Origin of the sequence: Mucilaginibacter sp. SG538B (assembly GCF_013376065.1) — a bacterium.
GTDB classification, from domain to species: domain Bacteria; phylum Bacteroidota; class Bacteroidia; order Sphingobacteriales; family Sphingobacteriaceae; genus Mucilaginibacter; species Mucilaginibacter rubeus.
On sequence record NZ_JABMJI010000002.1, the window covers coordinates 299147 to 325020 of the forward strand.

The window sequence follows — 25874 nt, forward strand, 5'->3', positions numbered from 1 at the left end:
TAAGTTCGATGTTATCAAGATGTCACTACAATTTTACCCTTATATACCGTTATATAAATAATATGGCAAACCGGCTTAAGCAATCCTATTAATTGATTATTTTTGAACAGATGAGGGCTTTATATATTGTTATTATTCTTGCTTTTTGCTTTAGCGGCAGGCTGCTTGCACAGGACAATGAACTGCTGCTGGCCAGGCAATACAATGCTAACGGCGAACCGCAAAAAGCACTCGAAATTTATCAAAAGTTATACAAGCAAAACAACGAGAATTACTATAGCGTATACGTAAATACACTGCTCAACCTTAAAAAATTTGATGAAGCCGAAGGCATCACCAAAAAACTGATCCGCCGCCATCCTGATGACCACCAGTATGCTATAATGCTGGGTAACATTTACACGCAGGAGGGCAATATGGCCAAAGCTGACGCTATTTATGACGACTTGATCAAAAGCCTCCCTGCCGACCAGGGTGAAATAGCTGCCCTGGCATCCCAATTTTACCAAAGCGCTAACATTGATTATGCAATCAAAATTTTTCAGCAAGGACGGAAACTGCTTAAAAATGATAACATGTTTACTTATGAGCTTATTAACCTTTACCGTTTTAAGCGCGACAAAATATCCCTCACCGACGAATACCTGAACTTTTTACCTCAAAATCCCAATTTTATAAACCAGGCCGAAAATGCTTTTTCAAATGTATACGAGGGTAGCGCTGATTATGATATGCTTAAAACAGCTTTGCTGAGGCGCATCCAAAAAGATCCGCAGCAAACCATTTATGCCGATCTGCTTACCTGGCAATACCTGCAGCAAAAAGAATTTGATCTGGCCCTTAACCAGGCACTTGCCTTAAGTCGCCGGCAAAATGACGATGGTAACAGCATCTATGACCTCTGCCGTACCTTCATCGCCAATGAGGCTTATGACGAAGCCATCCGCGGATATGAATACATTATCAGCAAAGGGAAAACAACCTCCTTATACATCCCCTCAAAGATTGAGCTGATCAACACCAAAAACCTGAAAGTAACATCGGGCAAATACCTGCCCGAAGATTTGCTTGGACTTGAAAAGGATTATAACGACCTGCTCACCGAATTTGGCCGTAACAGCAGTACCGCATTTGCCATGCAAAAGCTGGCCAACCTGCAAGCCTTTAAGCTTCACAAACTTAAGGACGCCCAAAAACTGCTGGAAGAAGCTACCAGGCTAAATGATATCAGGCCAAACCTGTTAGCCGATTGCAAGCTTGATTTAGGCGATATTTACCTGCTTAACAACCAACCCTGGGAAGCAACGCTGCTTTACAGCCAGGTTGAGAAAGATTTCCCGGCTACTGCCATCGGGCAAGATGCCTTATTCAGAAACGCGAAAATGGCTTATTATACCGGAGATTTCACCTGGGCAAAGGGACAGTTGGATGTGCTGAAAGTTGCTACATCGCAATTAATAGCAAATGATGCACTTAACCTATTGCTGCTGATCCAGGATAATCTTGCTGCCGATAGCAGCGGGGCAGCGCTTAAAATGTACGCCCGGGCCGATTTGCAGATTTTTGCCCAAAATCCCGAAAAGGCAGTAATGATATTAGACAGTATTGGCAAAAAGTTCCCGAACAATGCTTTAGATGATGATATCATGATGTCAAAATCTCGCATCCTGATCCAGCAGAAGGATTATGCCGGAGCGGTACCTTTATTAAAGAAAATTGTTGAAGAGCACCCCGCCGATCTTTGGGCGGATGATGCTGTATTTATGTTGGGCGATATTTACGAAAACCGGTTGAACGATAAAGCCACCGCCAAAACCTATTACCAGAAAATTATAACCGATTATCCTGGCAGCCTCTGGATCAACGAAGCCCGCAAACGTTTCAGAGTATTAAGGGGCGATAAACCGGATGCGTCCTGATAGGTCATTGTTTCATTGCGTCATTAGGTTATTACTTAGCAAACGGACTTTACTTTTACGCCTGACCAATGACATAATGACCAAATGATTTAATGACCTAAATCGAAAATGATTATTTTTGAAGATGATTGTATACAACGATACCATAATAATTGACGAAACCATTCATGACGAATGGCTTAACTATATCAAAACCATCCATATCCCGGCTATCATGGCTACCGGACATTTCAGCTCGTACCGCATCCTGACTGTTATTGATTCGCCAAACGAAGGGGTTACCTACTGTATTCAATACAATGCTGATAGCATTGAGCATTTTCAGCAGTTTTACATGAACCACCTGCATAAATTCCAGGCTACCCACCAGGAAAAATTTAACGAAAAATTTGTGATGTTCAATACCCTGATGGAAGAGGTGGAATAAACTAATTGTGCCAGCGATGCGTGGCGTTGAGGTCGCGTATCTCTGGCACGCTGAAAATCTGTTCATTTCATTTTCTACAAACCCTTAGCACCTCTGGTGCTGGCTCGCTGTTCAGAGATTATATATATCCTATGATATAGTTTGATAGTTCAAGATCTATTAAGAAACTCTCATGCTCCTATTCGTCAAGAGCGCCGGGTATCATTAAAAGGATCAAAAATATTACTACCAGTGTAACAACTAAACAAATTAGCCCGGCAAGCAAAGCACGCCAAATAGTAAAGGTTTTACCTCCAGTGGCAAAATGTTCCTTCATTTGTTCGCCCTGAAACTTTTGTACAAGCAGGAAAGTCCCCCAGGCATAAGCCAATGGAAATATAAATCTTGGAAACCGCTCTGTATTTGAAGTAATAACAGCCAGGCCAATAATTGCGATCAATGCGACAACGGCAATTATCCAGGTTGTGGTTGATTTATCTTTCTGGTTAAACGCTTTGTAGTTCTGAGATACCAAATACCCCGCGGCTAATGGCCCGAATATAAATGTTGCTACCCTGATTGAGTTAAGGGTATATATTTTAGGTTTCTCTTCTTCGAGTTGCTCTACAGCCTGGCTATATGGAATCATGAAAGGTTTAAATTAATTAACGAACTAAGATAGCATTCAGCAGCAATTTATCTGTAACATTCCTGCATAATTATTATAGGCTATTTCAATACTTTCACCGTTAGCTATTGCAAGCTGTTTAGTTTTGCGATTGAATACAATTTGCGCCAATTCATTTTTGTTCACGATACTTGAACGCTGCCTATGTTCCATCTAAACAGAATGAATTAACAAAGCAAGATTTACTTCGCAAACATAACCTTCATCGCCGTTACCTGCTTTATGCAACGCGCAGGTTTCTTTTCATCCTGAACAATGATTCGGAATGGCCCATCGGCTGGGGCCAAGGGCTGTCCATCAACTTTATCAGCAAGAATGATCATGCGATCGGTAAAAGCTTTATCCAGCTCGGCAAGAGCAAAAAGTACCTGGTAACCGTCACTGGCTTCAACTAAAAGATATTTAGCCAGGTTTTTACCATGTAAGTCGGCGCCCAGGGTAACACCTGCTTTAGTCAGTATTTCGGATACAATTACGCCCGAATAGATGTGGACTTTTCCGTCCCTGTCCTTACGGGTAACTGTGGTTTGCTTGTATTGCTGCAACTCGGCAGGGCCAATGGTTAGTGGATTTGTTACTTCTCCGGTTACTTTTACTACTGACTCTTTAGTTTCGGTTTGGGCATGGGTTGCTAAACCGGCAATCAGTAAAAACAATACAAGGGTATATTTTTTCATGGCTGATGTTAGTTATTTGTTGATTGCTGTAGATCTGCAAAACGCTTATATCATATAGCGATTTCGTTATATTTTAAAAAACACAACGCAAAAATGCAGAATAGGATCGACAAATCAATCCACCACGAATACCGTTTTTTAATTTTCAATACTAAACCCAGAAAAAACTTTTACTTTTTGCCATTCCTTTCTAAAAATTGAGAGAATTTTTGCTGCAGATCTTTAAACTCCCCGATAATTTCCAACCCAAATGGTGTAAGCAAGGCTACTCCACCACCCTTTCCCCCTCTTTTTGAAATTACGAGGGGTTGTTTAAAACCATCATTCATGTGGTTCACCAAGTCCCAGGCCTGCTTGTATGACATTTTCATTTGCAGCGCGGCCTGCCTGATGGAGCCGGAGGCATGGATCCGCTCAAGTAACTCAACCCGGCCATGGCCAAGTACTTTTTCCTCGTCCATTTCTATCCAGATGCGACCGTTAAGTTTAAATGAAGGGATTTCCATTAATAATTATTAATCATCAAATTTATTACAACTGATACATTACACATGTTACTCCCTTGCTTTTTTTTGGGCCCGCAGCATTTGCCCGTAATCCATACGGCGCACCATGGCATTAACGGTTTGTGCTATACGGTTAGCGCGGGTAACTTCGGTTTTGGCACTCTCAATCCATTTTATAAAATATCCCCGGTGGCTTCCGGTCAGGCTATTGAAAAACTCGCCGCCTTCGGGTTCGTATTCCAAACACTCCATCAAATCATCAGGAACAATGTATTTGAAATCATTATCGGGTTCAAGACGCACCCGGAGCATGGCCCCGCGATGCTTGTGGATGGTTTTACAGATCTCGCGGCGTAAAGCCATAATAAAATTCCCTTCGCCCATAGGCATTAGGGCCATGCCGCGCACCTCAAACTCATCCAGTTTACCTTTTACACGAAATGACTTTTTATTGCCGGGTTTCATTTCCTGCGCTATATCGGCCGGAATCTCAATGTATGTCCACCCTGTTTTTTCACCCTGTTCGGCAAACTGTAATATAATAGTATTAAAATCAACCATAAGTATTATTCAACGGCATATTGTTACCATCATGCCTAAAAAATATGCGAAAATGTTAAATGTTTGTTAAATCGTCATATTTAGTTGTATCGGCTGTAACGTAATGCATGGTAGCGATGTCTTATGAGTATAAAAACAATTTAAAAGTTAAAAACCTAAAAAACAACAACAATATGAAAACTTTAAAATCAATCATGCTTGGCTTAGCCTTATTAGTAATAGGCACTGCTGCAAAAGCAACAGATAAAATAGAAGGCGACAATTTAACCAAAAACTACGCCATCAACACTTATATAGATGCCATGACCCGCGGCAAAATACAGGGCTTTAACGAAGTGGTAGATCAATCGGCAAAATTCAGCATGTTACGCGGTACTAAAGTATTAAGTTTTACCAAAAACGAAGTAGTTGACTTATTAAAAGCCAATAAAAATACTGAGCAGGACTGCGTTACCAGCACCTCAATTGTTGAAAGCAACAACGACCTGGCCGTAGTAAAAGTTGATATGAAATACAGCACTTTTACCCGTAGCAACTATGTAACCGTTACCAACACCGGCAGCGGCTGGAAAATCACAAACGTGTACAGCGTTTTTAAATAAGTAAGTTTTAGTTTAGTGTTTAATATGTAAGTAGGTAAAGGCCCCGTTGGTGCGGGGCTTTTTTTATTTTATTTCACCAGCGGATCAAGTACCTTTTGCCATTTATCATAACCTTTGCTATTAAGGTGCAGGTAATCGTTATTAAACAAACTTGAATCCGGGGCTGTAGTACCCGGTTTGTAAATAGCCGGAACCAGGTCGACATAATAACTTTTTGGTTTACCTTTCAGATAGCTTTTCACCAGCTCATTCGCGGCATAAACCACATCATAATATTTAGCGCGCACCGGGCTCGGTTTAATCGACATGAAATACACTTCGGCACCCGGCAATTTCTGATGAATTAGTTCCCACAGCTTTGCAAATGAAGCGACAACCGCCTGGGCCGATTTACCTGCCGCTATATCGTTTTCGCCGGCATAAACAAAAATTTTGCGTGGCTTGTATGGGAGCAGGATGTAAGGCGTGTAATAATCTGCTATCTGCCATAATTCGCAACCGCCTACTCCCCTCCTTATAATAGGCCTGCCGGCATACCGCTGCTCGAGATCTGTCCACTTACGGATAGATGAACTGCCGATAAATAAAATACCACCTGGTTTTGGAAAGCTCAGGCTATCCTGATGTTTAAATGCCCTGATCTCATTATCAAACGGGAAACCCTGTTGGGCCAATACATCAATACTAAATGCAAGACCTATGAAGAGAAAAAAAAACTTCAGTTTCATTATGGAGTAGCTATGCGTTCTTCAAAAAATAAAAACGGCAATTGGTTTTCAATGCCTTTGATGATCCAAACCGGTCCATCTTCGGCATGCAATATAATTTTTATTGATTGATTTTGCTGCTTTTCGCATTCGGCCAATACCTGTAAACATGATCCGCATGAGGTAATTGGTTTTACAATAGGAAAATCATCTGAGTGTGCAGTTACCGCCATAGCCTCGATAGGATCATCAGGGTGATTGGCTCCCCAGTTAAACAATGCCACCCGCTCGGCACATAAACCCGATGGATAGGCTACATTTTCCTGGTTACTGCCATAAATAATTTTACCGCTTTGCAAACGAAGTGCAGCCCCAACACGGAATTTGGAATATGGAGAATGTGAGTTTTTTAATGCTTTCTGTGCTTCAAGGCACAGCTGCCTGTCGGCTTTATCAAGATCGGCCAGCGACTCATATTCGTCAAAGGCTATTTTAATTTCGTGACTTATCATATATTATTAACCCTTGTTAAAAAATCGGGGGAAACAAGATAAGGAAATTTTAACAGGATTAAAATTTTGAAAAGATTTATTTACATTTATTCCATTATCTAAACTCACTCACGCTCATGCAATTTATTAAATCACTTAAATTTCGCTGCTTAATTTTATTTACAACTGTCATTACTTTAAATGGATGCAGCTTTAACAATACTTATATAAACAGGGAAGAGGATAAAAAGGACGGTGAAAAAGTAACGAATAAACTTTTTGAGCTTATAAAAGCTAAAAAGTACAACGACACCTTTAAGCTTTACAGTAATCAGTTTTGGGCGGTTACAACCAAGGATAAATTACTTGAGTTATACACCGCAACAGAAAACAAACTTGGCGACCTTGACTCAACAACGGTAAACAAATGGGAAACACGCAGGGTTGTGGGGACTAACCCATCTGCAGAATATGTTTTTGCATACAACACCAAACACAGCAAATATAAAGCGGTTGAATCGATCAGGCTTGTAAAAGAAAAAGATGGTTCGATTAAAATCCTCGCCTATAATATCAACTCCGACGGCTTCTTTAAATAAAAAGCACATAATCAAAACAAAAAATTAGGGCATTACAAAAATTGAGCTAGTGGTATATGTTATCACCGCACCACTTTTACGGCTATTTCAATTATTGCAATCGTATCCCACATCGTGCGGTATGGTGAAAACACTGACCACTGGCTTGAAACAAATTAGGGAATTTTCTTAAGTTACACAACTCAGGAAAATCCCCTAATCAGGCAAATCAAGGTTTATACAGCCACTGGCAACTCTTCCTCAGCTTCAGTTTCTTTAGCTATTGTTGGGTTGATGGTTTCATCATCCTTTTCAACCCGCAGGTTATTAACGATATGCATTTGGCGGGCTGGAGTATTTTTGCCCATAAAATATTCAAGAAGTGCCTTTACATTGGCATCTCTTAATATTACAGGGTCAAGCCGCATGTCTTTACCAATAAATAAACCAAATTCTTCGGGCGAAATTTCACCTAAACCTTTAAACCGGGTGATCTCGGGTTTATTACCCAATTTAGCTATGGCGTTGCGGCGTTCCTCATCGCTGTAACAATAAATGGTTTCCTTTTTATTTCGTACGCGGAATAACGGTGTTTGCAATATGGAAACGTGACCGGCCTTTACCAGATCAGGGAAAAACTGCAGGAAAAAGGTCATCAACAACAGGCGGATGTGCATACCGTCCACATCGGCATCGGTAGCTATCACAATGTTATTGTAACGCAAAGCATCAAGGCCGTCCTCAATATTCAGTGCATGCTGCAGCAGGTTAAATTCTTCGTTTTCGTACACCACTTTTTTGGTTAGGCCAAAGCAGTTAAGGGGTTTACCTTTTAAGCTGAACACAGCCTGGGTCATCACATCACGCGATTTAGTGATCGATCCACTGGCCGAGTCACCTTCGGTAATGAACAACGTGGTATCCTGTTTACGTTCGTGCGTATCGTCAAAATGCACTTTGCAATCGCGCAGTTTGCGGTTATGCAATGATGCTTTTTTTGCACGCTCGTTGGCCAGTTTTTTAATACCTGCAATATCTTTACGCTCCCGTTCTGATTGCAGGATCCTTTTTAGCAAGCCATCAGCAGCTTCTGTGTTTTTATGCAGATAATTATCAAGCTCCTTTTTAACAAAATCGTTAATAAAGCCACGTACAGACGGGCCATCCGGACCAACGTTTTGTGAGCCCAGCTTGGTTTTGGTTTGCGATTCAAAAACCGGCTCCTGAACTTTTATGGCAATAGCCGCAACAATTGAAGCCCTGATATCCGAAGCATCAAACTCTTTTTTATAAAACTCGCGTACGGTTCTTACTACCGCCTCGCGGAAGGCGGCCTGGTGCGTACCGCCCTGGGTAGTATTTTGACCGTTAACAAATGAGTAATATTCCTCGCCGTATTGCTGACCGTGGGTCATGGCTATCTCAATGTCTTCGCCCTTAAGGTGGATAATTGGGTACCGTAAAGTTTCAGCATCCGTATTACGGGTAAGCAGGTCATACAGGCCGCGCTCCGAAAAATACTTTTGATTGTTAAAATTGATAGTAAGGCCCGCGTTCAGGAACACGTAGTTCCAGATCATACTTTCTACAAACTCCGGGATAAACCGGTAATGCCTGAAAATGGTGTCGTCGGGTATAAAATTGATAGCGGTACCATTACGCTGGGTAGTATCTTTTTCGCTCTCATCACGAATCAATTCGCCTTTGGCAAACTCGGCCAGTTTAGTACGGCCATCGCGGTATGATTGCACTGTAAATGAGTTGGAAAGCGCGTTAACCGCTTTGGTACCCACCCCATTTAAACCTACCGATTTTTGAAAGGCCTTGCTATCGTATTTACCGCCTGTATTTATTTTGGATACACAGTCGATCACTTTACCCAAGGGGATACCGCGGCCATAATCGCGCACCGATACCTTATGATCGCTCATGTTCACCTCAATGGTACGGCCCGATCCCATTACAAACTCGTCTATCGAGTTATCAATGATCTCTTTAAGCAGTACGTATACACCATCGTCATAAGCAGAGCCATCGCCCAGCTTACCAATATACATACCGGGGCGTAAACGGATGTGCTCCTTCCAATCAAGGGAGCGGATACTATCTTCACTATAATTAACTGGTTCTGCCATGTATATAAAGTAGAAAATTAAACAGCGTAAAAATACGCCTAACTGCAAAAATAAAACTTCCCGCCTGAATTAACGGAGAGCAAATATCAACTTATTAACATTGGGGGATCGGGAACCCTTAGAAAAGGGAGGGCTGTGCGAATCCCCTCTTGAGAGGGGCGGAGGGGTGTGTTTCTATTTTGATAAACTAATCGAATACACACCCCTGCCATTACTCGTTTCCATCCCGCCCCCTCTCAAGAGAGGAACTTTGCTTAGTATGACACCGAGGACTACGGCTTAAACTTCAAGCAATTACTTGCCCTGTCTACATTTTTAAAAAACTCGGGGCCTTTATCATTAGTAAAACAAACAGCCATAATGGTGCCGGTATGGTTACGCTGTAATGCGATAAGCAGCGCGTATTTATAATGCTTGGTAGCAGGCAAATCGAGCAGGTTTAACAGGTATGACTTACCGGCATCAGCTTTATATCTGTTTAAAACGTTAACCGGTATGCTCCGCATAAAGTTATCCCTTTCGCCGGTAAAGGCTATGGCGTGCGCCCTGCTCATATTTATATATATCGAGTCGGGGTTTTCGGTTTCCCGGTCAATATCATATTGCCCCTGCTCATAACTGGTATAATTCTGTTTCTGGGATTTTACCTGGAACCATACTTCAAAATCCTGCCCCGGCAACTGCAACGCATAATCAAATGAAAAATCCTCATCATTGGGAGCGGGAATCTCTTTAAACCCCCTGGGTGGGGTATAAATTACATTGGCCTGGGCCAAAAGCTTGGTAAATTCTTTAAACTGATCTGTAACGGGCTTCGGTTTTGAATAACCTGGTTTACTATTAACCCCGGTATGCTTCTTGTTATTTTGAGCATATAAAGGCCGGACTTTTATCTGGGCCATGCTTTTTGTAAAGCACAGCAATGATAAAGCCATAAGCAATAAGGGCCGGTTTAACTTCAAAATAGTTTTCATTTAAGGGGCAGCCAGGAAAAAACCCGGGTAAAGCACCATAGGTAAATATATAAACAAATTAATTAATCAACACCCTCCCGCATCCAAATAACCGTTATGCTTTAACGACAATATCAATCAATTATTTGTTGCATTAATAATTTTTACGCTTGCGATTTGTAATTGTTGCAAGCCTACCCAAACGTAACAATTTTGTTATAAATAAATATTAACAAGACATTAAAATGTAGTTCACTTCATCTGCACATCGGTACATAATCCGTATCTTTACCAATCCAAAAGTTTTTATTGAATAATGAGTGAAGATCTGCATCAAAACGATACACCAAACCCTAATGAAGAAAAACTACACACCGTTACCTCACTCGATGGGTTATATGAAAATTGGTTTCTTGATTATGCATCTTATGTAATTCTCGACCGGGCTGTTCCGCATATTAACGATGGTTTGAAACCCGTACAACGCCGCATCCTGCATTCGTTGAAGGAAATGGACGACGGGCGCTTTAACAAAGCCGCCAATGTTATCGGTAACACCATGAAATATCACCCGCATGGTGATGCATCTATTGGCGATGCCATGGTACAGATAGGTCAAAAAAACCTGCTGATTGATTGCCAGGGTAACTGGGGCGATCCTGTAACCGGCGACTCGGCAGCAGCTCCCCGTTATATTGAAGCGCGCTTATCAAAATTTGCGCTCGATGTTGTTTTTAACCCGGATACCACCGTTTGGCAGGCCAGCTATGATGGTCGAAATAAAGAACCTATTACCCTACCGGTAAAGTTCCCCTTGCTGCTTGCACAGGGAGCCGAAGGTATTGCGGTAGGCTTGGCTACCAAAATATTGCCTCACAATTTTATTGAACTGATTGACGCGTCTATCGCTGTACTAAAAGGTGAACGCCCTAACTTAATGCCCGACTTCCCAACGGGGGGCATGGCCGATACTTCACTATACAACGAAGGCCAGCGCGGTGGTAAAGTACGGGTAAGGGCAAAAATTATCGAGCGCGATAAAAAAACACTCGCCATTACCGAAATACCTTTTACTACCACTACCGGCAGCCTGATAGATAGTGTGATCTCTGCCAATGACAAGGGTAAGATCAAGATCAAAAAGATTGAGGATAATACGGCTAAGGATGTAGAGATCATTATTCACTTAGCCCCCGGCATTTCGCCCGACGTAACCATCGACGCGCTTTACGCCTTTACTGATTGTGAGGTATCTATATCACCAAATACTTGCGTGATACAGGATGATAAACCGCGCTTCATGAGCGTGAACGACATGCTTACCGAAAGCACGTTCTTTACCAAAGACCTGCTCAAACAGGAACTGGAGATCAGGCTGAAAGATTTGATGGAGAAGATCTTCTTCAGTTCATTACTCAAGATCTTTATCCAGGAGGGGATGTATAAAAACCCCGACTACGAAAACTCAGGCAATTTTGAAGTGGTGTTGGAAGTGTTGAACCGCTTGTTTGAGCCTTTCTTCCCTCAGTTTTATCGTACCATTCAGCCCGAAGATTATAAAAAGCTGATAGATAAACCTATGAGCAGCATCACCCGCTTTGACGTTAAAAAAGCGGATGAGCAGATGAAGACACTGGAAAATGAGATCAAACAGGTTAAACATGATCTGAAACATCTCACTGAGTATACCATTGCCTGGTTCCAGAAACTGAAAGACAAATACGGCAAAGACCGGGAGCGTAAAACTGAATTGCGCACCTTTGATAAGGTCGAAGCCGCACAGGTAGCATTGGCCAATATCAAGCTATATGTTAACAGGGCCGATGGCTTTATTGGATCTGGCCTGAAGAAAGATGACTCGGTTGAATATGTCGGCGATTGCTCAGACATTGACGAGATCATTGTTTTCAGGGGGGACGGGCGTTGCATGATTACCAAGGTACAGGACAAGGTTTTTGTGGGTAAGGATATCATTCACGTTGCTGTATTTAAAAAGAACGACGAACGCACCGTTTATAATATGATATATAAAGATGGCGAAAGTGGCATCAGTTATATCAAACGATTCTCGGTAGTTGGCGTAACCCGTGATAAAGAATATGACCTCACCAAAGGCACCAAAGGTTCAAAAGTATTATATTTTACTGCTAACCCTAACGGTGAAGCCGAGGTAGTGAATGTTGCGCTTAAGCCCCATGCTAAACTTAAAAAACTACAGTTTGATGAAGACTTTGCATCGATAGCCATTAAAGGCCGCGGCTCGATGGGTAATATCATCACTAAATACCCGGTTAAAAAGATCATGCTGAAAAGCAAAGGTGTATCAACTTTGGCCGGTCGCAAAATATGGTATGATGATATTTTAAAACGCCTTAATGCCGATGGCCGCGGTAAATACCTGGGCGAATTTGACGGCGACGACCGCATTTTGAATGTACTGAGCAATGGCATTTATGAACTCACCAATTTTGATCTGAACAATCACTTTGATGATAAGATGATCCTGATTGAGAAGTACGATGCCCAAAAAGTTTATTCGGTGATCCATATTGATGGCAAGTCGAAAAACTATCTGGTTAAAAGGTTTACGTTCGAAAATATAGCACTTGGCAAACAGGTAAGCATCATCAGCGACGAACCGGGTTCAAAACTGGTACTGATAGCACAAACCGCTCCTGTAATTAGTGTAGTGCAGCTCAAAGGCAAAGACCAAACTCCCGAAACCATTGAACTTAACCTTTCTGAAGTAATTGATGTTAAAGGCATGAAGGCCATGGGTAACCGCCTGTCACAGCATCCTATAAAATCGGTTGAGTTAATTAGCGACGGTACCGGAGAACCAGAAACTACCGAAGAAGCGGAAAACGAAGTGACAGAGATTACCGCTGAGGCTTCTGGACCAACTGAACCAGCCGAATTAACCGAAGAAACAGAACAAGAAGAAAAACAAACAAAACCAACCGAACAAACAGGGGATACTCCTGCGAAGCCACCAAAAAAGATAGATTTTGAGATCACTAACCCCGATGATATCGACATAGACGATCAGGGACAATTAGGGCTATTTTAACGTGAAGCCACCGGCAACAATAACCGGTGGCTTTTTTATTTACCTGCAGATTAATCCGGTTTAATGAATACTCAAACAATAGCAAAAAATTATTTTACGGCTATAAACACCCTTGTTTACAGCTGCTTTTTCGTTATTTTTGAATATTACCAAATCCTATATCATAAACAGACATGTACTTCGGCGGCGGCAACTATTATTATCTTATATTGGCATTAGAGGCATTTTGCATCATTCATAGCCTGCGGCGCGGTACCCAGCAAAAATGGCTTTGGATCCTTATAGTAATACCCGTATTCGGATGTTTGTATTATATCTACAGTGAGATCCTGTCTAATCGCGGCATCCGTGCACCTAAAATAAATGTTGAGGCGGTAATCAACCCCGGGGCCAAAATTAAACGTCTTGAAGATGAAGTTAGGTTTAAAGATACATTTGCCAACCGTGTAAAATTGGCAGATGCCTACCTGGAAGCCGGTCTTATTGATAAAGCACTCGAAATATATAAAAACAGCCTTACCGGCGCCTTTGCCGAAAATGAGCATGTAATGGCACAGCTCATTGTAGCTTACTTTGAAAAGGGAATGTATAACGAGGTTATTCCAATTGCTAAAAAACTTTATAAGTTACCACAATTCGCCCGCTCAAAAGCGCATATCCTTTACGCCAAATCGCTTGAGCTTACTTACCAGGAAGAGCAGGCCGAAAATGAATTTAAATTAATGAAGGGACGTTATTCCTACTTTGAGCCCCGTTACGAATATGGCATGTTCCTTACCCGTGCAGGCCGCGATGATGATGCATGGCAAATTTTTACCGATATGCTCAATGAACAATCGCAGTTAAGCCCGGTTGAGCGTAAAAGCAATAAGGTATGGTTTGCCAAGGCCAAGGATGAATTGAAAAAGCTGTCGGCAGTTAGGAAGACGACGTAACAGACAGCATCACCCAAACGTCATTGCGAGGTACGAAGCAATCCCCGATTTACAGAGCCGCCATGCATAGTTCGCGATTGCTTCGTACCTCGCAATGACGCTTTAGGGCCATAGTTGGTTATACTATCTCTATTACTCACTTACTTCCCCTACCGTCATCCCTAAGTCATACTGACAACCTGACACCATCGGGTTAAAAAATTGTTAAGCTGCAAAACGCAAATAACCTTTTGCTGACATTAAAACAGTTTAGCCTGTCAATACTTGCCATAATACCCGCTTGGCATAATTGATGTTGCACATCGGGCTGAAAAACTTAAATAAAATAAACAGTTATAACTATGTCATTAAACATTAAACCGATCGGCGATAGGGTTGTAGTGGAAGCTGCAGCAGCCGAAGAGAAAACCGCTTCAGGTATCTTCATTCCTGATACTGCCAAAGAAAAACCTCAACGTGGAACCATCGTTGCAGTTGGACAGGGAAAAGTTGATGAGCCTTTAACCGTACAAGTTGGTGACCAGGTTTTATATGGTAAATATGCAGGTACTGAAATTACCTATGAAGGTAAAGAGTACTTAATTATGCGTGAATCAGACATATACGCGGTACTTTAACCAATTAGTGAATTAGTGAGTTATTGAATTAGTGAATTTATTCCTGTTCAAACCGCTGGTTTAAAATCAAAGAAATTAAAAAAATAGATTATTGAAAGCGAAATCAAATCACTCATTCGCTAATTCAATAATTAAATAATTAAAACATCATGGCAAAACAAGTTAAATACAATGTTGAAGCACGCGACGCCCTGAAACGCGGTGTTGATATCCTTGCTAACGCAGTAAAAGTAACCTTAGGCCCTAAAGGCCGTAACGTAATCATCGACAAAAAATTTGGCTCACCAGCCATCACTAAAGACGGTGTTACTGTTGCTAAAGAAATTGAATTAAAAGACGCCCTTGAAAACATGGGTGCTCAAATGGTTAAAGAAGTAGCTTCAAAAACTGCCGATATTGCAGGTGATGGTACTACTACTGCTACTGTTTTAGCTCAGGCTATTGTAACTGCAGGTATTAAAAACGTGGCTGCCGGTGCAAACCCAATGGATTTGAAACGCGGTATAGATAAAGCGGTTGCAGCAGTTGTTGAAAACCTGAAAACTCAGTCACAAACTGTTGGTGAAGACAATAACAAAATCAAACAAGTTGCTTCTATTTCTGCAAATAACGACGAGGTTATCGGTTCATTAATTGCTGAAGCAATGGAAAAAGTTGGTAAAGATGGTGTAATCACTGTTGAGGAAGCAAAAGGTACTGAAACTGAAGTTAAAACTGTAGAAGGTATGCAGTTTGACCGTGGTTACCTTTCTCCTTATTTCGTAACCAACGCTGACAAAATGGAAGCTGAATTAGAAAACCCTTTCATCCTGATCTACGACAAAAAGATCTCTTCAATGAAAGAATTGCTTCCTATCCTTGAAAAACAAGTACAAACTGGCAAACCATTACTGATCATTGCTGAAGATCTTGACGGCGAAGCTTTAGCTACTTTGGTAGTTAACAAGATCCGCGGTTCACTGAAAGTTGCCGCTGTTAAAGCTCCGGGCTTCGGCGACCGTCGTAAGGCTATGTTAGAGGATATCGCTATCCTTACCGGTGGTACTTTGATCTCTGAAGAAAGAGGTTACAAATTAGAAAACGCTGACCTTAGCTACTTAGGTACTGCTGAGAAAATCGTTATCGACAAAGATAATACTACTATCATCAATGGTTCAGGTTCTGCAGAAGAGATCAAAGGCCGCGTAAGCCAGATCAAATCTCAGATCGAATCAACAACTTCTGATTACGACCGTGAAAAATTACAAGAGCGCTTAGCTAAATTATCTGGCGGTGTTGCTGTACTTTACGTAGGTGCTGCTACCGAAGTTGAAATGAAAGAGAAAAAAGACCGTGTTGACGACGCTTTACACGCTACACGTGCCGCTGTTGAAGAAGGTATCGTAGCTGGTGGCGGTGTTGCTTTCATCCGTGCTGTTGCTGCTTTAGCCGATCTTAAAGGTGATAACGAAGATGAAAACACTGGTATCCAGATCATCCGTCGCGCTATCGAAGAGCCTTTACGTCAGATCTGCGAAAACGCTGGTATCGAAGGTTCAATCATTGTGCAAAAAGTTAAAGAAGGCACTGCCGACTTTGGTTACAACGCACGTACTGATAAATACGAAAACCTGATTGCTGCAGGCGTTATCGACCCAACTAAAGTAAGCCGCGTTGCTTTAGAAAATGCAGCTTCAATCGCTTCCATGTTATTAACTACCGAAGTTGTATTGGCTGATGATCCTGAAGATGAAAAAGCAGGCGCTCCACCAATGGGCGGCGGCATGGGCGGCATGATGTAAGAGTCGCCAAGCCCCTGAAGGGGTGTATAGAAACTTATATACTTTCAAAACCCTGTATGCAAAAGCATACAGGGTTTTGTGCTTTAAAAGAGGCTTTATAGTCATCCTAAGGTAATTCAATGGTCATTAATTAATCATTTGATTAATTTTCAACTTCGCGGGGCGTCGTAATACGTAGTTTTGCATAACAAATCTGATACAGCACTAATCAGGCACAGGATTTGAATAATGCAGGTCATGAAACGTCTATCTCAAAAAACAAAACAAATACAAAGCACACTGGTTGAGTGGGTGTTGTTTAAGGGCCCCGAGCTCTTCGTTTCCCTGTACAGTTAATAGATAATTATTAACTTTGCGCCCAGTTATGAAACTGGACGAATTTTACACTGAGTTCCACCATTGGCTTATTAACCGCGGCCCTAATTATGTAGGTGGACTAATCATATTTTTTATTGGTTTATGGTTTATTAAGTTTTTGCGTGCAAGGCTGCGCATGCGTATGATGAAGCGTGGCATCCATTCATCACTACAGCCATTTTTCTTAAGCCTAACCATTACAGCTTTATATGTTTTACTCATTATTTGGGTAATGAACATCATAGGGCTGGAGATGAGTATCTTCACTACCATCATCGGTGCATTTTCAGTAGCGGCCGGTTTGGCCCTATCGGGTACCTTTCAAAACTTTGCAGGTGGCGTACTGATACTATTGTTAAAACCTTTTGAAATAGACGACAGTATTCTTGCCCAGGGTCAGGATGGCAGGGTGGTATCTATACAGATGTTTTATACTGTACTTATTACTGCCGATAACAAAACCGTCATTATCCCTAACGGAAAGCTGTTTAATGAAGTTATTGTAAACATAACGCGCGAAGGCCGCCGCCGCCTTGACTTTGAAATGCGTGTAGGCTATAACAACGATATGGAAAAGGTCAAGACTATCATGACAGCTGTGGTAGACGCCAATAAGGATATCCTGCACGACCCGGCCGCGCGGGTGGGCGTTATCAGCCTGGATAACGATTGTGTAAGGTTTACCATTAATGTTTGGGTTGATCCTGCCGATTTCCTCAATGCTAAAATAAACCTTCAGGAACAAATGCTTAAAGAGCTTGCCGCGGGTGGCGTTAACTTCCCTAAACCAGGATTTTGATAAGAAGCAGGAAACCGGGAATCAAAGGCGTTTCAAAAGGGTAATTCTTCCACGAAGGCGGATCGGATCATCAATAATGCCTTCGGCTATTAAAAATCAGTAAACAATTTATAACACATAAAGCTTGCTTGTTAAAGCAGGCTTTTTTTATCTTAGGGAAATCAAACCCTTGAAAAAATATGAGTTTTAAAACCCAGCTCAGTTCAATTTTTATTGATGAAAATAATATCCCCCCCGAATTCCAGATTGAAGAAGTACACCAGCGCGAATATCTGAGCGGTGGCGAAATGAAACCATGGCACGGCGAAGTAAGTGAAGTTTACTCACCTGTTGGTTTTTGGGCAGAGGACGGTACTTTTACCCGGAAGCTGATAGGCACGTACCCGGTTTGCACCGAAAAAGAAGCTTTTGAGGCCCTGGATGCCGCCCTTGAAGCCTATGACAATGGCCGCGGCGAATGGCCCACTATGAGCATTGCCGACCGTATTAAATGTATGGAGCGCTTTATTTACAAAATGAGCGAACAACGTACGCTGGTGGTAAAACTGCTGATGTGGGAAATAGGCAAATCATACGCTGATTCGGCTAAAGAATTTGACCGTACTATTGAATACATCAATGCCACCATCGACGCGTTAAAAGATATCGACCGCCAGTCGTCACGTTTTGAAATGGCCGAGGGGCTGGTGGCCCAGATCCGTCGTTCGCCCTTGGGGGTAGTGCTTTGCATGGGTCCGTTTAATTACCCGTTAAACGAAACTTTCACTACGCTGATCCCCGCTCTGATCATGGGGAACACTATTTTATTTAAACCGCCTAAACACGGTACACTGCTGCATTATCCATTGCTGAAAGCCTTCCAGGAATCATTCCCTAAAGGAGTGGTGAACACCATTTATGGCAGGGGCGCAGTGGTAACACCCGGGCTGATGTCATCGGGCAAGGTGAATGTGCTGGCTTTCATTGGCTCAAGCAAAGTAGCAAATGATTTGAAAAAGCGTCACCCTAAAATTAATCGCTTAAGAGCTGTTTTAAGTCTGGACGCCAAGAACGCAGCCATAGTCACCAAACATGCCGACCTGCAGCAGGCTGTGAGCGAGTGTATTTTAGGCTCGCTGTCATTTAACGGCCAGCGTTGTACTGCTATTAAAGTGATATTTGTACATAAAGCCGTTGCTGATGAGTTTTTAAAACTATTAAGCGAGGCGGTTGCCAAACTTAAGTTCGGACTGCCCTGGGAAAAGGATGTAAAACTTACCCCGCTCCCCGAACCTCATAAACCGGCTTACCTTACCGATATTGTAAATGACGCCTTAGCTAACGGCGCAAAAGTGATTAACGAAAACGGAGGTGAAACATCGGCTTCGTTCTTTTTCCCGGCCATAGTTTACCCGGTTAATGAAAACATGAAACTGTACCGCGAAGAGCAATTTGGACCGGTGATCCCAGTAATTCCATTTGAAGATATTGAGGAGCCTATCGCTTACCAGATAGACTCGCCACATGGTATGCAGGTGAGTATTTTCAGTAATGATGCCAGGGAAATTTCGTCACTGATCGATCCCTTTGTGAATTTAGTAAGCCGCGTAAACATTAACAGTCAGTGTCAGCGCGGTCCGGATGTATTTCCGTTCACCGGGCGTAAGGACAGTGCCGAGGGTACACTTTCGGTACATGATGCCTTAAGGTCGTTCTCAATCCGCTCATTAGTTACCACTAAAATGACCGAAACCAACAAAAACATCATCAATGAAATTGTGAATGACAATGATTCCAATTTCCTAAGCACGAAGTTTATATTGTAGGGAACCGTTAGGACGTCATGAGAAGTAGCCCTGGACAATCCTGAAAAAGGGCTACAATACATATTACGAATGATAATTAACAACTTACAGTTATACAACTACAACTATAAGACACGAAGCAATCCCGATTTACAGTCGCCCTGTATGGTTTGGAGTTGCTTCGTGTCTGTTTTAAACGCAATCATTGTGATCATGTAACGGCCAGTTACATCATTACCGCTACCATATCTTCACTCGTTTATCCGGATCTATCCACATCTTATCACCTTTCTTAATATGAAAAGCTTCGTAAAATTCAGGCACATCGGTAAACGGCCCGTTAACGCGCATAAAACCGGGTGCATGTTCATTGGTTAGGATCTGGCTCGAAAGTGATTCTTTCCTGTCCTGCGTAAGCCAGCCTAATGAGTATCCTAAAAAATAGCGCTGTAAGGGTGTTAGCCCGTTAATGAGTTTACCCTCTTTATATTGCTGTGTTTTTTTGAACGCGTCAAGGCCTATTACAATGCCGCCGAGGTCAGCAATGTTCTCACCCTGAGTGGCTTTGCCATTTACATGCAAACCATAAATGCTGTAACCATTAAACTGGTCGATAAGCATTTTGGCACGTTGACTAAATTTTACCGAATCCTGCGGTTTCCACCAGGCTTTAAGGTTTCCGGCAGCATCAAACTGGCGGCCCTGGTCATCAAAACCGTGGGTCATTTCGTGGCCGATGGTTGAGGCGGCAGCATAGCCGTAAATGACGGCATCATCAATATTTTCATCCTTGTAACCGGGAATGGTAAAAATGCCGGCAGGCAATACAATCTCGTTGTTTGACGGGTTATAGTAAGCATTATAGGTTTGAGGCGTGATGTCCCATTCAGTACGGTCGACAGGTTTGCCTAATTTAGCTGCACTGAAATTATGCCACCATTCGTTTGCCCGTAATACGTTGAGGGCGTAAGGGCCCCGGTTAATTTCCAGAGTTGAAAAATCCTTCCATTTATCCGGGTAACCAACTTTAGGGACTATTTTTGATAATTTGTAGTAAGCTTTCTCCTTGGTTTCGGGGCTCATCCAATCCAGCTTTTCAATATGCTCTTTAAAGCTGGTGCGCATTTCTTCAACCAGTTTTACATAGCGTTCTTTTGTCTTTTCGGGGAAATATTCTTTTACGAAGATTTGCCCTAATACCTCGCCCATCAAACCGTTTTCAGTATCCAGCACCCTTTTCCAGCGTGGGAGTTGGGCCGTACTGCCATAAATCACCTTATCATAAAACCGAAATACCTCCTGATCAAACGGTTTGCTCAGGTATGGCCCAAAAGCAGTGACCAGGTTCTTGTGCAGGTAATTTTTCCAGTCATCTATAGTAAAAGTTTTTAGTGCTTTATTAAGCGCTCTGTAATACTCAGGCTGTCCTACAATTACGGTATCGGCATTTTTGTAGTCCATCTTTTCAAAAGTGGGTTTCCAGTCAATATCCGGGGCCAGCTTGCTCAGCGCGGCAAGTGGCATTTTGTTATAGTTATGATAAGGATCGCGCAGGTCTTCCAGTTTCCGGCTGCTATCAGCCAGGAAAGTTTCCAGCGAATAAGTTTTCTCAGCGGCCGCAGTTGCCTTATCAGCAGGCAGGCCTGCCAGTTTAAATATGGCGGGCAGGTAATTATTTTGATAGTCGGTACGGATGGCTACGCTATGCGCATCTTTATTAAAGTAGTAATCGCGGTTAGGCATACCAATGCCCGATTGGTATAAACCTAAAGCCATCTTTGCACTGTTCTTAGCATCCTGCCCAACATAAGCGCCGATAGGCTGGGTAACGCCAATCCTTTGTAAGTGTGCGAACTCCACAACCAGGCTTTTGATATCCGTTATCCGGTCAATTTTATCCAGTTCATCTTTCAGTGGTGCAAGCCCCTGTTTTTCGATGTTAACGGTGTCCATCCCGCTGAAATAAAAATCACCTATTTTTTGGGTGTTGCTGCCTTTAGGGGCATTAGCTTTAAGCGCATCCTCGTTGATCTTTTTCATCTTGTCGCGCAACTCTTCCTGCACAACATTGCCGATGCCCCAAGCAGCGTACGCCGCCGGAATGGGATTTTTGCGAAGCCAGGTTCCGTTGGCATATTTAAAGAAGTCATCGCCCGGTTTTACGGTGGTATCCATATTATGGATCACTGGGTCGCCGGCTTCGTAAGCTTTTGTTTTGTCGGTTTGGCTACAGGCACTAAGTAAGGTGCCAAGTGCGGCGGCAACTATGGATAAGGATTGGGTTTTTCTGTTCATTTTTTAGGCGTGTGTATGAATTAAAATACAACAACTGTATGGTAAAATAGAATTTAGGACAGCTTATTTTTTAAAATATGATAATTTATTATATCTCCTGGAAAAAACCTGCTAAGGAAACGTTAAAATAATAACAAATTTTACGAAGTGTTTCCAACCTGATATCAATAATACCTGATTCGAGCCGAGCAATATTTATGTGCGTTTCGTTAAAAAACTTCTCCTGCGTAACCTGATTTTGTTTGCGTAAGGTTTTTATCTGCAAGGCAACTTTGCGTTTAAATGCGTTATTAGTGTTGTTAAGGTATTCAAAATCAGTTAAAAGCATGACTGGATCGGCTAATATGATACTTTGTATCTTTTGTGCAAGCTAAATATAAAATAACACCATTACATTTTATATGCAGATATTATTCTTTTATAAAAATGGGCGACTAACGTTTAAACATGAAATATTAATGCCACAATTTTATAATTATGGCAAAGGATTTGTATATAGATATTCGCCCTGTATCATCTGTGAAAAAATAAAAGATTTAGTAACATCTACCTGTGAAAAATTAAATTGAATTCTCAGACGCCCAAGTTGAGATTTTTTGTTCTTTGTTTTGGGTTTAATCAATAGTTTAAATTAATTAGGGGAAAGGGAGCTTCAAAAAAAGCTCTCTTTTTTTGTTTATAAAAATTACTATGCATGCATAGTAATTTTTATATATTTATGCTTTTAATTATACCAATGTATTTTGAACTGACCGAAGAACAAAAAATGATTCGCCAGGCTGCGCGTGATTTTGCGCAAACAGAATTAAAGCCAGGTGTTATTGAACGCGATGAACAGCAAAAATTCCCTGCCGCACAGGTTAAGAAACTTGGTGAACTGGGTTTCCTGGGCATGATGGTATCTCCGCAATATGGCGGCGCTGGCATGGATGCCATATCATATGTGCTGGTGATGGAGGAACTTTCAAAGATTGACGCATCCACGTCAGTAGTTGTTTCTGTGAATAATTCGCTGGTATGCTATGGATTGGAGAAATATGGCAGCGAAGAACAAAAGCAAAAATATCTGGCACCGCTGGCCAAAGGTGAATGCATTGGCGCTTTCTGTCTTTCGGAGCCAGAGGCCGGCTCTGATGCTACGTCACAAAGCACTTCAGCCATTGATATGGGCGATCATTACCTGCTTAATGGTACTAAGAACTGGATCACCAGCGGGGGCAGCGCATCTACCTATATTGTAATAGCACAAACCAATGCCGAAAAAAAGCACCATGGTATTAACGCTTTTATTGTGGAAAAAGGAACGCCCGGCTTTACTGTCGGCCCTAAAGAGAACAAGATGGGCATCCGCGGCTCGGATACCCACTCGCTGATGTTTGCCGACGTTAAAGTGCCTAAAGAGAACCGCATTGGCGAAGACGGTTTTGGGTTTAAGTTTGCCATGAACGTACTGGATGGCGGTCGTATAGGTATTGCTTCGCAGGCTTTAGGTATTGCTTCAGGTGCTTACGAACTTGCAGTGCAATACGCTAAGGAGCGCAAAACTTTTGGTAAACCGCTGGCTGATCACCAGGCTATCCAATTTAAGCTGGCCGATATGGCTACTGAAATTGAGGCAGCACGTTTGATGTGCCTTAAAGCGGCATGGTTTAAAGATCATGGAAAACCCTATGCCCAGGCATCATCAATGGCAAAACTTTATGCATCTGAAGTAGCTATGCGCACCACCACAGAAGCGGTGCAAATTCATGGCGGGTACGGTTACGTGAAAGAGTATCACGTTGAACGCCTGATGCGGGATGCCAAAATAACCCAGATTTATGAAGGAACATCTGAAATTCAAAGAATTGTCATTTCGCGCGGATTGTTGAAATAACGGCGCTGTTTTTATACCTTTGAAAGTATATAGATTAAGTAGACTATATATTTAAGTATGACTTTCAAAAATATTATAGCCGGTATTTGCGGATTACTATTTCTGCAAACCGGCTTTGCTCAAACCAAACTAAAAACAGGTGTGTGGCGCGGTGCGCTTAAAACTAAATCAGGCACCGAAATCCCTTTTAATTTCGAGTTCAGCAATAGCGGGAGCAAACAACAATTAGCTATCATTAACGGTGCCGAGCATTTTAAAGTAACAGATGTTGCTACCAAAGGCGATTCTGTTTTTATCCATATGCCGCTGTTCAATTCAGAATTTAAGCTGAAACTTAACGGAGATAGCCTTAACGGCAACTGGGTAAGGCACCTGGCCGATAATGATCTTCTTGTTCCATTCAGCGCCCGACCTAACACTTCATGGCGCTTTTTTAAGAATACTGAAAACCCGGGATTTAATATCGGAGGCCGCTGGTCGGCGGTGTTTGGTGAGGGCGAGGACCGCGATACCACCGTTGGCGAGTTTAAGCAGGAGGGCAATAAACTTACAGGCACTTTCTTAACCACCACCGGTGATTACCGTTATTTAGAAGGCTCGGTAAGTGGTAATAAACTTTACCTCTCTACTTTCGACGGTGGTCATGCCTATACTTTTACTGCTACCATTAGCGATGATAAGACCTTAACCGACGGTAAATTTTTCGCCGGCTATTCATCTGTGCAGGCATGGACTGCTGTAAAGGATGAAAACGCCAAACTTCCCGATGCATATTCACTCACTTCATTAAAACCGGGGTATAAAAAAATAACTTTCAGCTTTAAGGACCTTGATGGCAAAACTATCTCGCTTGATGATGCCAGGTTCAGAAACAAAGTGGTAATTGTACAGATATTGGGCTCATGGTGCCCTAACTGTATGGACGAAACTGCTTATATGGTTAACTACTATAACAAATATCACAATAAAGGTGTTGAAGTAATTGGTCTGGCTTATGAACGCACCACCGATTTTGAAAAATCAAAGAAAGCGCTGCAGCAGGTAAAAGACAGGTTTAAAGTACCTTATCCATTGTTGGTGACCGGCTATACCAGCGATAAAAAACAAACTGCCCAAAGCCTGCCTATGTTATCAAAAGTGGTTGGCTTCCCTACCACCATCATTATTGATAAAAACGGCGACGTACAAAAGATCCATACAGGTTTTAGCGGCCCCGGTACGGGGGAGCATTATACCGAGTTTATCAACGAGTTTGAGAAATTGACGGATGAGCTAATCCAGGCCCCACCCGCCCCCTAAAGCGAGTGCTTGTATGCACACGCGCTTGTCAAAAGAAGATTTTAAACAAAAAACGCATTGCTGCCGGCAATGCGTTTTTTGTTTATGCTTAAAAAGGGAGCTTGAAGGTAGTCACCCTTTTAACGGGCGGAAGGGGCGACCTCAACGCCAAAATACGCTTCCAACTCATTTAACGTTGATGAGCTGGTTGCAATATCTTTAATGATCACACCTTTTTCCATCAGCAGGATGCGGTCGCACACATCAGTGATGTGGTTAAGATCATGGCTGGATACTATGGTAGTTACACCCTTATTCCTGTTCAGATCTTTCAGCAGGTTTTTAAGCCTGAACTGGGTACTTGGGTCAATATTGGCAAAGGGCTCGTCCAGCATGAGCAATTGAGGTTCCTGCAACAGGCAGGCCGCTACACCAACTTTGCATTGGTTACCTTTTGACAGGTCGCGGATGTACTTCCCTTTCTTCAGTATCTCGCCATTAAAAAAATCGGTCAGGCTAACTAACACCTCATCAACATATGTGCGGTTATGACCATGCAGCCCTCCTATAAAATAAAAATATTCTTCGGGTGTAAGGTAGTCTATCAGGAAACCTTCATCAAGATAAGCAGCGGTGTAATCTTTCCACTTCTCATGACCGGCTACAATTTCTCCGTTTGAAAGGATTTCGCCACTTTCGGCGCGAATGAGGTCGAGCACCATCCGGAACAACGTAGTTTTGCCTGCGCCGTTATTACCTACAAGGCCTACGCTTTCGCCTTTGTTAATTTGCAGGGCAGGTACATCCACAACGGTAATCCCGTTATAAACTTTTTTCAAATTTCTTACTTCAATCATGG

Annotated in this window: 23 protein-coding genes; 12 read left to right on the forward strand and 11 right to left on the reverse strand. The window is 42.2% G+C overall.

The features are described from left to right. Window positions 1–110 precede the first annotated feature (110 nt). Together FHW88_RS10660 and FHW88_RS10665 are read left to right on the forward strand one after the other, a co-directional pair. Entirely contained in the window at window positions 111–1919 is a 1809-nt protein-coding gene (locus tag FHW88_RS10660; RefSeq protein WP_176625307.1) for a tetratricopeptide repeat protein, read from the forward strand. 124 nt (window positions 1920–2043) lie between these two features. Next, window positions 2044–2346, forward strand: coding sequence for a DUF4286 family protein (locus FHW88_RS10665; RefSeq protein ID WP_090530427.1), 303 nt, complete (start codon window positions 2044–2046; stop codon window positions 2344–2346). Between the two features lie 178 nt (window positions 2347–2524). On the opposite strand, the gene FHW88_RS10670 is transcribed toward FHW88_RS10665, so the two are convergent. From FHW88_RS10670 to FHW88_RS10685, 4 genes are all read right to left on the reverse strand, one after another. After that, window positions 2525–2974 (reverse strand): hypothetical protein, encoded by a 450-nt coding sequence (locus FHW88_RS10670; RefSeq protein ID WP_090530430.1) that lies wholly within the window; start codon window positions 2972–2974, stop codon window positions 2525–2527. 221 nt (window positions 2975–3195) lie between these two features. Continuing rightward, a complete protein-coding gene (locus FHW88_RS10675; RefSeq protein ID WP_090530433.1) occupies window positions 3196–3690 on the reverse strand; it encodes a molybdopterin-dependent oxidoreductase in 495 nt (164 codons plus the stop codon). 170 nt (window positions 3691–3860) lie between these two features. Beyond that, window positions 3861–4196 (reverse strand): winged helix-turn-helix domain-containing protein, encoded by a 336-nt coding sequence (locus FHW88_RS10680; protein ID WP_176625308.1) that lies wholly within the window; start codon window positions 4194–4196, stop codon window positions 3861–3863. A gap of 48 nt (window positions 4197–4244) precedes the next feature. Next, complete coding sequence (locus FHW88_RS10685) at window positions 4245–4757, reverse strand: YdeI/OmpD-associated family protein (RefSeq protein ID WP_176625310.1); 513 nt, start codon at window positions 4755–4757, stop codon at window positions 4245–4247. A gap of 173 nt (window positions 4758–4930) precedes the next feature. Here FHW88_RS10685 and FHW88_RS10690 point away from each other — a divergent pair, with 173 nt between their 5' ends. Further along, the gene (locus FHW88_RS10690; RefSeq protein ID WP_176625312.1) at window positions 4931–5359 is read left to right on the forward strand and encodes a nuclear transport factor 2 family protein; all 429 of its coding nucleotides are present in this window, start codon (window positions 4931–4933) and stop codon (window positions 5357–5359) included. A gap of 68 nt (window positions 5360–5427) precedes the next feature. Here the strand turns inward: FHW88_RS10690 and FHW88_RS10695 are convergent, their stop codons facing one another. Both FHW88_RS10695 and FHW88_RS10700 read right to left on the reverse strand, forming a co-directional pair. Beyond that, the gene (locus FHW88_RS10695) at window positions 5428–6087 is read right to left on the reverse strand and encodes a GDSL-type esterase/lipase family protein (protein ID WP_176625314.1); all 660 of its coding nucleotides are present in this window, start codon (window positions 6085–6087) and stop codon (window positions 5428–5430) included. Next, entirely contained in the window at window positions 6087–6578 is a 492-nt protein-coding gene (locus FHW88_RS10700) for a cytidine deaminase (protein ID WP_091171669.1), read from the reverse strand. The genes FHW88_RS10695 and FHW88_RS10700 overlap by 1 nt, the downstream gene beginning before the upstream one ends. 116 nt (window positions 6579–6694) lie before the next feature. Between FHW88_RS10700 and FHW88_RS10705 the strand changes: the two genes are divergently transcribed. Next, window positions 6695–7156 (forward strand): DUF4019 domain-containing protein, encoded by a 462-nt coding sequence (locus FHW88_RS10705; RefSeq protein WP_176625316.1) that lies wholly within the window; start codon window positions 6695–6697, stop codon window positions 7154–7156. 215 nt (window positions 7157–7371) lie between these two features. On the opposite strand, the gene FHW88_RS10710 is transcribed toward FHW88_RS10705, so the two are convergent. Both FHW88_RS10710 and FHW88_RS10715 read right to left on the reverse strand, forming a co-directional pair. Next, the gene (locus tag FHW88_RS10710; RefSeq protein WP_090530453.1) at window positions 7372–9270 is read right to left on the reverse strand and encodes a DNA topoisomerase IV subunit B; all 1899 of its coding nucleotides are present in this window, start codon (window positions 9268–9270) and stop codon (window positions 7372–7374) included. A gap of 272 nt (window positions 9271–9542) precedes the next feature. Then, window positions 9543–10172, reverse strand: a complete 630-nt coding sequence (locus FHW88_RS10715) for a hypothetical protein (RefSeq protein ID WP_176625318.1) — start codon at window positions 10170–10172, stop codon at window positions 9543–9545. Window positions 10173–10539: 367 nt separating this feature from the next. On the opposite strand from FHW88_RS10715, the gene FHW88_RS10720 reads away from it, so the two are divergent. From FHW88_RS10720 to FHW88_RS10745, 6 genes are all read left to right on the forward strand, one after another. Further along, complete coding sequence (locus FHW88_RS10720) at window positions 10540–13293, forward strand: DNA gyrase/topoisomerase IV subunit A (protein ID WP_176625320.1); 2754 nt, start codon at window positions 10540–10542, stop codon at window positions 13291–13293. Between the two features lie 173 nt (window positions 13294–13466). After that, on the forward strand, window positions 13467–14228 hold the full coding sequence (locus FHW88_RS10725) for a hypothetical protein (RefSeq protein WP_176625322.1): 762 nt from the start codon (window positions 13467–13469) through the stop codon (window positions 14226–14228). A 341-nt stretch (window positions 14229–14569) separates the two neighbouring features. Continuing rightward, a complete protein-coding gene (gene groES, locus FHW88_RS10730; RefSeq protein ID WP_090530466.1) occupies window positions 14570–14845 on the forward strand; it encodes a co-chaperone GroES in 276 nt (91 codons plus the stop codon). A 146-nt stretch (window positions 14846–14991) separates the two neighbouring features. Beyond that, window positions 14992–16626: a chaperonin GroEL gene (gene groL, locus FHW88_RS10735; RefSeq protein ID WP_410505662.1), complete on the forward strand. Its 1635-nt coding sequence runs from the start codon at window positions 14992–14994 to the stop codon at window positions 16624–16626. Window positions 16627–16990: 364 nt separating this feature from the next. Beyond that, window positions 16991–17782 carry a mechanosensitive ion channel family protein gene (locus FHW88_RS10740; protein ID WP_176625326.1) on the forward strand — a complete coding sequence of 264 codons (792 nt, stop codon included), beginning with the start codon at window positions 16991–16993 and terminating at the stop codon, window positions 17780–17782. Window positions 17783–17961: 179 nt separating this feature from the next. Then, the gene (locus FHW88_RS10745) at window positions 17962–19587 is read left to right on the forward strand and encodes an NADP-dependent glyceraldehyde-3-phosphate dehydrogenase (RefSeq protein WP_176625328.1); all 1626 of its coding nucleotides are present in this window, start codon (window positions 17962–17964) and stop codon (window positions 19585–19587) included. A 219-nt stretch (window positions 19588–19806) separates the two neighbouring features. On the opposite strand, the gene FHW88_RS10750 is transcribed toward FHW88_RS10745, so the two are convergent. Next, window positions 19807–21861, reverse strand: a complete 2055-nt coding sequence (locus FHW88_RS10750; protein ID WP_176625330.1) for a M13 family metallopeptidase — start codon at window positions 21859–21861, stop codon at window positions 19807–19809. An 88-nt stretch (window positions 21862–21949) separates the two neighbouring features. After that, window positions 21950–22189, reverse strand: coding sequence for a helix-turn-helix domain-containing protein (locus FHW88_RS10755; protein ID WP_091171651.1), 240 nt, complete (start codon window positions 22187–22189; stop codon window positions 21950–21952). A 408-nt stretch (window positions 22190–22597) separates the two neighbouring features. On the opposite strand from FHW88_RS10755, the gene FHW88_RS10760 reads away from it, so the two are divergent. After that, on the forward strand, window positions 22598–23737 hold the full coding sequence (locus FHW88_RS10760) for an acyl-CoA dehydrogenase (RefSeq protein ID WP_176625332.1): 1140 nt from the start codon (window positions 22598–22600) through the stop codon (window positions 23735–23737). A gap of 57 nt (window positions 23738–23794) precedes the next feature. After that, on the forward strand, window positions 23795–25036 hold the full coding sequence (locus FHW88_RS10765) for a peroxiredoxin family protein (RefSeq protein WP_176625334.1): 1242 nt from the start codon (window positions 23795–23797) through the stop codon (window positions 25034–25036). Window positions 25037–25155: 119 nt separating this feature from the next. On the opposite strand, the gene FHW88_RS10770 is transcribed toward FHW88_RS10765, so the two are convergent. Continuing rightward, the gene (locus tag FHW88_RS10770) at window positions 25156–25872 is read right to left on the reverse strand and encodes an ABC transporter ATP-binding protein (protein ID WP_090530489.1); all 717 of its coding nucleotides are present in this window, start codon (window positions 25870–25872) and stop codon (window positions 25156–25158) included. Between the last annotated feature and the right edge of the window lie 2 nt (window positions 25873–25874).

Bases quoted from the DNA above. Each gene is read 5' to 3' on its own strand.
- FHW88_RS10715 (WP_176625318.1), bottom strand. From the start codon at position 10,172: ATGGCCCAGATAAAAGTCCGGCCTTTATATGCTCAAAATAACAAGAAG.
- FHW88_RS10745 (WP_176625328.1), top strand. From the start codon at position 17,962: ATGAGTTTTAAAACCCAGCTCAGTTCAATTTTTATTGATGAAAATAAT.
- FHW88_RS10690 (WP_176625312.1), top strand. From the start codon at position 4,931: ATGAAAACTTTAAAATCAATCATGCTTGGCTTAGCCTTATTAGTAATA.
- FHW88_RS10695 (WP_176625314.1), bottom strand. From the start codon at position 6,087: ATGAAACTGAAGTTTTTTTTTCTCTTCATAGGTCTTGCATTTAGTATT.
- FHW88_RS10685 (WP_176625310.1), bottom strand. From the start codon at position 4,757: ATGGTTGATTTTAATACTATTATATTACAGTTTGCCGAACAGGGTGAA.
- FHW88_RS10740 (WP_176625326.1), top strand. From the start codon at position 16,991: ATGAAACTGGACGAATTTTACACTGAGTTCCACCATTGGCTTATTAAC.
- FHW88_RS10755 (WP_091171651.1), bottom strand. From the start codon at position 22,189: ATGCTTTTAACTGATTTTGAATACCTTAACAACACTAATAACGCATTT.
- FHW88_RS10760 (WP_176625332.1), top strand. From the start codon at position 22,598: ATGTATTTTGAACTGACCGAAGAACAAAAAATGATTCGCCAGGCTGCG.
- FHW88_RS10670 (WP_090530430.1), bottom strand. From the start codon at position 2,974: ATGATTCCATATAGCCAGGCTGTAGAGCAACTCGAAGAAGAGAAACCT.
- groES (WP_090530466.1), top strand. From the start codon at position 14,570: ATGTCATTAAACATTAAACCGATCGGCGATAGGGTTGTAGTGGAAGCT.
- FHW88_RS10710 (WP_090530453.1), bottom strand. From the start codon at position 9,270: ATGGCAGAACCAGTTAATTATAGTGAAGATAGTATCCGCTCCCTTGAT.
- FHW88_RS10660 (WP_176625307.1), top strand. From the start codon at position 111: ATGAGGGCTTTATATATTGTTATTATTCTTGCTTTTTGCTTTAGCGGC.
- FHW88_RS10665 (WP_090530427.1), top strand. From the start codon at position 2,044: ATGATTGTATACAACGATACCATAATAATTGACGAAACCATTCATGAC.
- FHW88_RS10675 (WP_090530433.1), bottom strand. From the start codon at position 3,690: ATGAAAAAATATACCCTTGTATTGTTTTTACTGATTGCCGGTTTAGCA.
- FHW88_RS10750 (WP_176625330.1), bottom strand. From the start codon at position 21,861: ATGAACAGAAAAACCCAATCCTTATCCATAGTTGCCGCCGCACTTGGC.
- FHW88_RS10770 (WP_090530489.1), bottom strand. From the start codon at position 25,872: ATGATTGAAGTAAGAAATTTGAAAAAAGTTTATAACGGGATTACCGTT.
- FHW88_RS10680 (WP_176625308.1), bottom strand. From the start codon at position 4,196: ATGGAAATCCCTTCATTTAAACTTAACGGTCGCATCTGGATAGAAATG.
- FHW88_RS10725 (WP_176625322.1), top strand. From the start codon at position 13,467: ATGTACTTCGGCGGCGGCAACTATTATTATCTTATATTGGCATTAGAG.
- FHW88_RS10700 (WP_091171669.1), bottom strand. From the start codon at position 6,578: ATGATAAGTCACGAAATTAAAATAGCCTTTGACGAATATGAGTCGCTG.
- FHW88_RS10720 (WP_176625320.1), top strand. From the start codon at position 10,540: ATGAGTGAAGATCTGCATCAAAACGATACACCAAACCCTAATGAAGAA.
- FHW88_RS10765 (WP_176625334.1), top strand. From the start codon at position 23,795: ATGACTTTCAAAAATATTATAGCCGGTATTTGCGGATTACTATTTCTG.
- FHW88_RS10705 (WP_176625316.1), top strand. From the start codon at position 6,695: ATGCAATTTATTAAATCACTTAAATTTCGCTGCTTAATTTTATTTACA.